Source organism: Myxacorys chilensis (genome assembly GCF_059505265.1).
Map to the genome: position 1 here is coordinate 1 of NZ_JCACKG010000112.1, position 10,478 is coordinate 10,478.

The 10,478-nt window shown below is 46.2% G+C and carries 7 protein-coding genes; 2 read left to right on the forward strand and 5 right to left on the reverse strand.

Annotation, left to right across the window (positions count from 1 at the left end):
• The first annotated feature begins 679 nt into the window (after positions 1-679).
• A complete protein-coding gene (locus tag AC5JLB_RS08400) occupies positions 680-1,582 on the forward strand; it encodes an abortive infection family protein (protein ID WP_495873378.1) in 903 nt (300 codons plus the stop codon).
• 386 nt (positions 1,583-1,968) lie between these two features.
• Here AC5JLB_RS08400 and nirD read toward each other — a convergent pair whose 3' ends face one another.
• The 4 genes from nirD to AC5JLB_RS08420 form a co-directional block, all read right to left on the reverse strand.
• A complete protein-coding gene (gene nirD, locus AC5JLB_RS08405) occupies positions 1,969-2,325 on the reverse strand; it encodes a nitrite reductase small subunit NirD (RefSeq protein WP_495873379.1) in 357 nt (118 codons plus the stop codon).
• Positions 2,326-2,411: 86 nt separating this feature from the next.
• Positions 2,412-4,973 carry a nitrite reductase large subunit NirB gene (nirB, locus tag AC5JLB_RS08410; RefSeq protein ID WP_495873380.1) on the reverse strand — a complete coding sequence of 854 codons (2,562 nt, stop codon included), beginning with the start codon at positions 4,971-4,973 and terminating at the stop codon, positions 2,412-2,414.
• A gap of 268 nt (positions 4,974-5,241) precedes the next feature.
• Entirely contained in the window at positions 5,242-6,720 is a 1,479-nt protein-coding gene (locus AC5JLB_RS08415; RefSeq protein WP_495873381.1) for a DEAD/DEAH box helicase, read from the reverse strand.
• On the reverse strand, positions 6,721-7,410 hold the full coding sequence (locus AC5JLB_RS08420; RefSeq protein ID WP_495873382.1) for a Uma2 family endonuclease: 690 nt from the start codon (positions 7,408-7,410) through the stop codon (positions 6,721-6,723).
• A gap of 411 nt (positions 7,411-7,821) precedes the next feature.
• Between AC5JLB_RS08420 and AC5JLB_RS08425 the strand changes: the two genes are divergently transcribed.
• Positions 7,822-9,537: a sensor histidine kinase gene (locus AC5JLB_RS08425; protein WP_495873383.1), complete on the forward strand. Its 1,716-nt coding sequence runs from the start codon at positions 7,822-7,824 to the stop codon at positions 9,535-9,537.
• 171 nt (positions 9,538-9,708) lie between these two features.
• Here AC5JLB_RS08425 and AC5JLB_RS08430 read toward each other — a convergent pair whose 3' ends face one another.
• Positions 9,709-10,191, reverse strand: a complete 483-nt coding sequence (locus tag AC5JLB_RS08430; protein ID WP_495873384.1) for a tellurite resistance TerB family protein — start codon at positions 10,189-10,191, stop codon at positions 9,709-9,711.
• Positions 10,192-10,478 lie beyond the last annotated feature (287 nt).

A 10,478-nucleotide genomic window follows, 5' to 3' on the forward strand; every position in this document is an offset into this window, starting at 1 on the left:
TAGATACGCTTAAATCTTTTGTGCTTCTGTCCGAACTAAAGGGGTCACTTCAAAGCATTCCCTAAGAATGCTGTAGATTAAGCCGATGTAACTGAAGCCTTCCCTAGGAATGCCGTAGATTAAGTCGGTGTGGCGCAAACATTCCCTAGGAATGCTGTAGATTAAGTCGGTGTAACCGAAACATTCCCTAGGAATGTCAAGGCGTAAATCGATGTAGACCTAGCGTAAGTCGCTGTAACGGCAGCACTCCTTAGGAATGTTAGGGCACAAGTCGATCAATGCGATGGCTATGCCAAACTCCGAACGATCGCATTCTAGAACAGCTTTCTAGCAATCAATAAGTCAACGTCTGAGGATGAAGGAACTCAGCATCTAATCTCGCTTAGAGATTGATGGTAAAGGTTTGCTGAAGGGATAAGAGTGCTATTTATCTTTGAAGCTATTATGCGGACGGTTTGTTGTATAACACTTTGCATAATAGGGTGTTATACAGATCTTCGTCTGCCTAATCCTCTCTTTTGGGGAGATATACAGATAAACATCTGCGCGACGCTCCGAATCAAGACGTTATGTAGATGTTCGTCTGTCTAAGATTCCAATTTAGGGGAGATAGACAGACTGAAGCGGGCTAGATTCATCTAAGTACAAGTTATACGCTACTTCTATAACTGAACGAATTATGCAAATTACAGAAGCCACCCGTCGAGACGTTATCGACTTGTTCACTATTGAAGAAGCTCATTGGGCAGGTCGCCTAGAGGATACAGAGTTTTTGGGTCGCCTATTTAACCTTGAGACTCTACCCTCTACCGACCACAGGTTTAGGAATGCCGAAGCAGACATCTGGCAGCATCGTGTCAATAATGATGACTGGATGAACAATTGGGTTTTCAATGACCCAAGATTCAACTTGTTGCAATGTGACGATGAGATGTTTTTACGCTTTCTATGCGAAACACTTCATCCTGTTGTTCGCAACGATACAGAAGAAATAAAACGTTTAGAGCAAGCGTTCAATCAATTGCTGCACGATGCAGGTTACGAAATCGTGCCCAAGACGCTATTGTCTGGTCGTGCTGTATATACGGCGAGAAGAATTCAACTTTCAGTTGAGTCAAATATTGCGGATTTGAAGCAAAAGTTCAAAGGTACAGATACTAATTATGTTTTAGGTCAAATCACCCGTATGGAGAGTGCTGTTGATAATGATCCAGGCTTGGCTATAGGCACGGCTAAAGAGCTAATTGAGACTATTTGCAAAACTATTTTGGCTGAAAGAGGTCAGACACTAAGCGGCACACCAGAGTTGCCGAAGCTAGTTAAGCAGACAGTTAAAGAACTCAAGCTTACTCCAGACGACATTCCAAATAAAGCGAAGGCTGCAGATAACATAAAGCTGATTTTGAGCAACTTAGCTACGATTACGAACGGTATTGCTGAATTGAGGAACAGCTACGGCACTGGACATGGTAAAGATTCAAAAGCAAAAGGTTTAGGTTCTCGACATGCAAAACTCGCGGTAGGAGCAGCATCAACCTTAGCCGTGTTTTTATTAGAGACACATAATGAACGTAGCGTATAACATTGCCTGCGGGCACTTCACGAACAATCGCCCGCTTTCGGCTCGCTCCCCGAAGTCGAGTTAAACCTCTCCAAGGCTGCCGCGCGACTTGCGGAAAGCAATGAGCGTTGCTTCTTCGGCATTCGTTAGCTCGGTTCTGATGATGAATGGTTTAGACATTGATGGTGTGAGCGGCTCTGTTTAGGGAGTTATGCATTGATCAAGTACCAACTTCAATTTCAGAAGCTGGCAGGTCTAAGGATTCAACTGGTATCTCATCTCATGCGGCACTCTAAGCACAGTTATTCTTTCATCTCTCGTCTAAAAAGATGAAAAGAGCAGATATCCTGAAATACCTGCTCCTCTGCACCTAGCTCTAGCCTTTAGAATCTATTTCTACACGAAGATTAGATTTGAGTAGCTCCAACCTGAACCTGCTGATCCATCACGCGAACTGAAAACGTAGGCACACTGATTTCGGCGTTGTCTAAACATTCTCCAGTCGCAAGATTAAAGTTTTGCTTGTAAACCGGAGAAGCCACTTTGGGAATGCCATTGCGATCGCCCACAATTCCCCGTGACAAAACATTGGCGTTGCTGAACGGATCATAGTTCGCGATCGCATAAAGTTCCTCTCCGACCCGAAAAATTGCAACTTGTTGGTTGTTCACCAAAGCACAAACGCCCGTATCCGGCAGAATGTCATTCAAGGCACAAACAGTAATCCAACGCGTTGCAGTCGATTGATTGGTGATGGCTTGCATAATTTAGGAGAGATAACGTGTTTAAGAGAAATAATGGTTCTGAACCAGGGCACATCGCTTGAGAAGCACAACGATAGGTAGGGCTATTAGGGCTGACCAATCGTTAAGAGCTGCCGCTCATGCTCATAGGCGGGGCGCAACTGACCCCGTTCTTCTACCCGAATCACATTCGGATCACTCTGATCCGAATTCACAAAGTGACGGAAGCGCTGTAGCTTTCTTGGGTCGTTAATCGTGGCCTTCCATTCGCAATCGTAGGTCGCGACTTGATGCGCCATTTCCGCCTCAAGTTCTGCACAAATGCCCAACGAATCCTCAATGATGACTTGCTGCAAATACTCCATACCACCTTCTAACTTGTTAAACCAAGTAGCAGTTCGTTCAAGACGATTTGCAGTGCGGATGTAGAACATTAGGAATCGATCGATATAGCGAATCAGGGTTTCTTTGTCTAAATCTGCTGCCAGTAGTTGGGCGTGTTGGGGCTTCATGCCACCATTGCCGCAGATGTAAAGATTCCATCCTTTTTCAGTGGCAATGATGCCAAAATCTTTGCTTTGAGCTTCTGCACATTCACGAGTACAGCCCGAAACCGCGCTCTTGATTTTATGCGGGGCGCGTAATCCCCGGTAACGTAACTCCAGTGCGATCGCGAGCGAGGTTGAATCCTGCACCCCAAACCGACACCACGTACTGCCAACACACGATTTCACCGTTCGCAATGCTTTTCCGTAAGCGTGTCCCGACTCAAATCCTGCCTCGATCAACCGTGCCCAAATGTGGGGAAGCTGATCGACTCTTGCCCCAAACAAATCGATTCGCTGTCCACCAGTAATTTTGGAGTACAAGTTGAATTCTTTGGCAACTTCGCCTAAGACGATTAGTTGATCAGGTGTAATTTCACCACCCGGAACACGAGGCACAACAGAATACGTGCCATCCCGCTGAATGTTAGCAAGAAAGGCGTCGTTAGTGTCTTGTAGCCCGGCGTGAGGCGGATTTAGAATGTACTCATTCCACACCGATGCCAAAATGGATGCAGCCGCAGGTTTGCAAATTTCGCATCCTTTCCCTTGACCATGGCGTTGCAACAGTTGATCGAAGGTATGAATCTGTTGCGATTCGCCTTGCGATGAAACAGATGATCGAACTAAGTGATATAACTCTTGGCGTGAGTAAGCGAAGTGTTCGCAGAGATGATTTTTAACTTCGATTCCGGCTTGCTTTAACTTTGCCTTAAACAGATCTGTGACTAACGGAACGCATCCACCGCATCCTGTTCCTGCTTTTGTGCATTGCTTAACGCTGGCTAGATCGGTTAACCCATTGTCGCGAATAGCATTGCAAATATCGCTTTTGCTCACATTGTTACACGAGCAAATCTGTGCTGCATCAGGAAAATTCTCGACTCGCAGCAAGGCATTCTCGCCTCCTGAACGGGGCGGCAAGAGCAGATCTTCTGGATGCGGTGGTAGAGCCGTTTTGTTGTGCATCAGTTGCAGCAAACTGCCATATGCAGATGCATCACCAACGAGAATTCCGCCCAGTAGGGTAGTTGCCGTTTCGTCTACAACTAGTTTTTTGTATGTACCTTGAATGGCATCGCTAATGGTCAGTTCTCTAGCGCCAGACGTTTTGGCAAAGGCATCTCCAAAACTCGCAACGTCTACACCTAACAGCTTGAGCTTGGTAGACATATCGGCTCCATCAAAGCGGCTGTCCACTCCACAGATGTTGTCTGCTGCAACTCCTGCCATAACATAGCCTGGATTAACTAAGCCATAAATTTGGTTTTGGTGAAGCGCGCATTCTCCGATCGCATAAATATCTGGATCAGACGTTTGACAGGCCGGGTTGATCACAATACCACCGCGATCGCCAATCATCAAATCACAGTCTCGCGCTAAGTCATCGCGAGGTCGAATGCCCGCCGAAAATACAATCATATCGGTTTGCAATTCTGTGTCGTCAGCAAACGTCATTCGATGCACTCGACCGTTTTCACTCACAATCTTGGTCGTTGATTTTTGCGTATGGACGCTAACCCCAATTGCTTCAATTTCACGTTTAAGAATCAGTCCGCCTGCATCATCGACTTGAACAGGCATGAGACGCGGCATGAATTCGACGACATGCGTTTCGAGGCCTAAATTCTTCAGGGCGTTGGCGCATTCGAGTCCCAATAAGCCGCCGCCAATTACGACGCCGACCCGACACGTTTTTGCGTAGGCAGCGATCGCTTCAAGATCACAAATGGTGCGATAGACAAACGTTCCCTCGGCGTCTTTGCCCTCAATCGGAGGGACAAAGGGGTATGAACCCGTCGCTAGCACCAACTTGTCATAACTAATGGTGATGCCGTTTGCTGAAGTGACACACTTGCGATCACGATCAATCTTAATTGCGCGATCGCCCATATACATCTGCACCCCATTGTTCTGATAAAACTCAGGCTCAACTAGGGTTAAATCGGCTTCCGTTTTTCCATTAAAAAAACCACTGAGATTAACACGATCGTAAGCAACTCGCGGCTCTTCGCAAAAGGTGATTAAATTCCAATTCTGCGTCGCTCCTTTGGCGATCATTCGGTCTAGGAACTTGTGACCCACCATGCCGTTTCCGATCACAACCAAATTTTGCTTAGCCATATGAGAACTCTTTCCGCTACATTGCTTTGCTTGCTTCAGCCTAGAAGCTCACACAATTAGATTTGTAGTACTCACTACATATTGCTCTCAGTAATGGTAAAGCTGCATGATCCCCATCCGATCTATGCATCGATCAGTTTCAGTTCGCGTTTTAACTTGTTTAAGGTTGCAGTTAACGTTTTAAGTTTGAGTACGATTACAAGCGATATTCAAGCCAACTCTGCGAGCGCTCGTTAGACTCCTTACAAACAGCCAAAACGCCAATTCTCTACCAGTTATCATCCTCTTCGGCTTCGGCAGCACGAGGAACGGCTGGGGGAGGAATTGGATACGCCAGTCGCGGCGGCACTAACTCTAACTGCCGGGGAGATTTCTTTGCCGTATCGCCTCTACGTCGCCGTGAAACCCCTTCTTCATTGGTGTCTTCAGCTACCACTTCATACATCAGTGCTCGTTTGGCTGGGTCTTTGCCTTTACGCAAAATTCGTCCTAAACGCTGGATATATTCGCGAGTCGAACCTGTACCCGATAATACGATCGCAACGCTGGCATCGGGCACGTCTACCCCTTCGTTTAAAACTCGTGAAGCAACCAGCGTTTTGTACTCGCCTTGCTTAAACTTTGTCAGGATCTCATGGCGCTCTTTCACCGGAGTTTGGTGCGTGATCGCAGGAATGAGAAAGTCTTGAGAAATTCGATAAACAGTGGCGTTATCGTCAGTGAAGATCAGCGTGCGATCGGGATAATGACGCCCTAACAATTCGCCTAAAACCCGCAGTTTGCCTTCCGTGCCAAACGCGATCGCTTTGGCTTCTCGGTGGGCTAACATCGCCTTTCGTCCCGCTTTCGACCTAGCACTTGCCGCTACAAATCGCTGCCAGCCTTGAGCGCTGCTGAGATAAAGATTGGCTTCTTTTAAGAAAGCGTTTCTGATTTGAATCAGTCGATCATAGCGTTCACGTTCCTCAAGCGATAGCGTTACCTTAATCTGTTCTACATCATGTTTTGCTAGTGCCGAGCCAGATAATTCTTCTGCTGTTTTACGATAAACTTCTTCACCAATTAGAATTTTTAGATCTTCGTGTTTACCATCGGTTCGCTCTGGTGTTGCACTCAGTCCTAACCGATAAGGCGCGATCGCATACTCAGCAATGACTCGATTAAAGTCACTCGGCAAATGATGGCACTCATCAAATACGAGCAGCCCGTACTGATTGCCCAACGTTTCAGCATTAATCGCGGCACTATCGTAAGTCGCAACTAGAATGGGAGTGCGATCGCGCGATCCACCACCCAACAATCCAATTTCTACATTGGGAAACGTGGTCACTAACTGCGCGTACCATTGATGCATCAAATCTAGCGTTGGCACCATAATTAGGGTGCTGCGCTTTGTGGCCTGCATTGCCAATTGTGCTAGATACGTTTTTCCAGCCGCGGTTGGCAGCACCACCACGCCCGCTCGCCCTGCATTCTTCCAGGCTTCCAAGGCTTCTTTCTGGTGAGGGTACGGCTCCATTGCCAGGGTGGAAACGAGATCAATTTCTTGAAATCCTTTCGCTTTGTCGGTTAACTCTGTCCCTTCTGCCCGTAATGCCAGCACCAACCGACGGTATTGATGAGCCGGGACGCGAAACTTTTCGATCCGATCGTCCCATGTTGCAAAATCCACCCAAATCTTGCCCTTAGGAGGTGGGTGGAGAATTAAAGTGCCGCGATCGTAGGTAATAGTTGGCGTTCGTGCCATCTAGTCCTCCGCATCCGGGTCGATGCCTAAGGCTCTCAAGCGTTCTGCGAGTCGTCCTGCTCTAGCTTCGGCTTTTTGAGCGCGTTCAAACCCAGTGGGAATGACTGCATCCATACGATCGCACCATCGCAACCAGCGATCGCGCTTCCCTTCAAACGTGCCATCCCACAGCGTTAAACCAATACCAATTTCGTCAAACCAAGCATCAGATTTCTCCTGATACCGATTAGCGCGCAGTTCAAATACAGTCAGCAGCTTTTCTCCCAGTTGCTCTAGTGGATCAAACACAGCATAGTAACTGACGCCCATTCGGGCATAGTTTGTCAGCTTACTGCCGAGTTCGTTTCCTTCTTTGTTAGAAACAATTTCAATTGCGACATCGGGTGACTTGCCAAACTCCCAGACAAAATAGGTGCGATTTTTCTTCTCACGCCAGTCTTGAGGAACCTCGACATCCAAGCTGAGAAATACATCGGGAACTAGGGGAGGCTGACGAACGGCATAAAACACACCGACGTTCGCGGCGACTAAGAACGATCGCGACTCAAAAACATCATTGCTATAGAGCGCTTCAGTCAGTAACCGCTGCTGCTTTTCAGAGATCAAATTATTTACGGGCGCATCATCTTCGATCACTAGACGGCTGATATCCGGCGCGATGTTTGGGTCAGGAACGACACTTTGGGACATAAGTACGCTTGTTCCTCAAGCTCTATGTGTAATAGTAACGGCTATTGAGAGCGAAAGGGTAGAAAAGCTAGATTTAGCTCGATTGTATGCAGTCAAGTTGATTTCTACTTGTAGAAAAGTATCATTAAACCCGCTTTGAAGACAGAATGAGAAGCCAAGCCCATCAAGGCTTTCCTACTGTATTACTTTTATTTTTCGAGCAGAACATTCTGTAACGCAATTTCACCAAAGAGGTTAAATATAACTTTGGGGAACACTGGTATCGCAGTTCTCCTCAGCATCTGTCTGAAGTTAGGTCAGAAGCCGTAGTTGTGGCAGAAGCCGTAGAGAAATTACCCATCTACTGCTTTATATAAAAACATTTCAAAATATAACAATCTTTCAAGGGTTATTGCGTCTCAAGGAATCGCCATGCTTAACCTCTTAAGAACCCTTCTAAGTTCAAGTCCCTTTGTTCCTCATGGTCATTGTTACCTCTGGAAAACCGGACTGGTTTGGCTCAACATTATCTCGGATGCTCTCATTGGGTTGTCCTACTACTCCATTCCTTTGCTTCTGGTTTACATCGTTCGCAAGCGAGGAGATTTGCCGTTTGACTGGTTGTTTTTCCTAATAGGCAGCTTTATTGTGGCATGCGGCACTGGGCATTTGATGGACATCTGGACGTTGTGGCATCCGACCTACTGGCTGTCAGGCACAATCAAAGCTTTGACAGCTACGGTTTCTGTAGCAACAGGAGTCGCATTGGTTTCCTTGATTCCTAAAATATTAGCGCTGCCTAGCCCTGCCCAACTTGCAGAAGCAAATCAAAGACTTGAGCAACAAGCAACGGCGCGTCAGCAAGTTGAAGTCGCGTTGCGTCAATCTCAACAAACCCTAGAATTAGTGATTGACACCTTTCCGCAACGGGTGTTTTGGAAAGATCAAAATTTTCGTTACTTGGGCTGTAATCGGTTGTTTGCTCAAGATGCTGGGCTAGAGTCGCCAGAGCAAATTTTAGGGCGCGATGATTTTGACCTAGATTGGAAAGAACTGGCTCATCTCTATCGGGCTGATGATGAGTTTGTGCTGAGCCAGAGAGCCTCTAAAGTAAATCATGAAGAGCCTCGGGTTTCACAAGATGGTACGGCGTGGGTGAGAATGACTAAAATACCGCTTCAAAATGATGCTGGAGACGTAATTGGACTCTTCGGTTCCTATGAAGATATCAGCGATCGCAAGCAGGCAGAAATCGCGATTCAGCAATCTAAAGAAGCTGCCGAAACTGCGCTTCAAAACCTTCGACAAGCTCAACATCACCTTATTCAATCCGAAAAGATGTCTAGCTTGGGTCAACTCGTGGCGGGTGTTGCCCATGAAATCAATAATCCTATTAGTTTTATCTATGGAAATATTGTTCCAGCCAATCACTATGTTCAAGATTTATTTAGTCTTCTAGCACTCTATCAACAGCACTATTCATCCCCTGTCGCTGCAATTCAACAGCGGCTAGACGAGATAGATATTGACTTTCTGAGCGAAGACCTGCCGAAACTCTTGGGTTCCATGCGGGTAGGAGCCGAGCGGATTCACCAAATTGTGTTGTCTTTACGCAACTTCTCGCGCCTAGACGAGACTGGAGTAAAAGCCGTCAACTTGCACGATGGAATTGAAAGTACGATCGTCATTCTCACCCAGCGTCTTCAGGGTATCCGTATCATCAGGCAGTATGGCGATTTGCCTAAAATTGAGTGCCAGCCAGCGCAACTCAACCAAGTATTTATGAATTTGCTGATGAATGCGATCGAGGCTTTGGCTTCCCCGAATTTACCGATTAAAGAAATTACTATTCACAGCGATCGCATCAACGAAACCGAGATTCAACTTCAAATCCGGGACAATGGATGTGGAATGCTATCTTCTATTCAAACAAAAGTTTTCGATCCATTCTTCACCACTAAGCCAGTCGGGCAAGGAACAGGGTTAGGGCTATCGATAGTCTATCAGATTGTTGAAAATCACAGTGGCAAGATTGAAGTAACGTCTGAACCAAACAGCGGAACAGTGTTTACACTCCAGTTGCCTATTACTCAACCAGACCATGTTCAACAAGATCGTCAACACCAAATTGCTCGAACCTCGGTTTAAGTACTAAAGCCCATGGTCACGAAACTTTGAAAAACTGCAAAGCAAACTATGGGGCGAAACGAATATCTCGATCCGCAGTTTTTCGTGCTCACGTATTGACTGCGATCGCAGTCAATAACAACTGTTCAGTCTTCTGTCGATAAACCGATTGTACCTAGCCAGACTATTGCATTATCGATGGAAGAATGTGGCTAATCCAGAATTTACCGCGTGAATCATCGTGTCAGATTGACCAAGTTCTTGATCTGCTGCCCATTCGACTGCCTGCACCCTATCTTCTGGCAGTCCTAAAAGATCTACTAGGCGACGATAAGCAGCTTTTTCATCCGCCGTAATCGCGTCTTCGTCCGGGTTAAGCGTTCCCCCCGCCTGGATAACCATGTATCCTAATTTCAGAACCAGTTCTCGATCTTCAACCGTTTTTAGGGTCGGGACTGACTCTTCTAGAGGAATGTTCTGTCCCAGATAGTCTTGAAACTCCTGTCGTAGAACCTGCTTCTCAGCAACATCGGTTGTAAAAAGGCTAACAAACTGATCTATCATCAACTCTGCTTCTTCAGGAGTTAACTTTCCATCCGACCAAGCCATCGAACAAACGATCCGAAAAACGTTCATTTGCTGTGGAGAAATACTGGGAGGGGGCGGCGTTATCATGAGTTCTTCTCACTTAAAAGCTAGAGGAATATAGTTCTAGATTTGTTTTGCTTAATTAGTAAATAGGCAGGTCAATTAAACCTCTTTTTATGGATAACTAGAAGATTAGGATTGCAACGTTTCCTAAATAATTCAATTTTACCGATCTTTAGGCTAAACCACTAAAATGCTAACAAAACTATTCCAAATGCTACAAGAATTCCATATCTACGGATAGGGCAAACGCACACGCTTCTTCATAATCGAGCGGGACTAGAGGGCTGAGCGAGAACTTTCAGGAGGTAGTT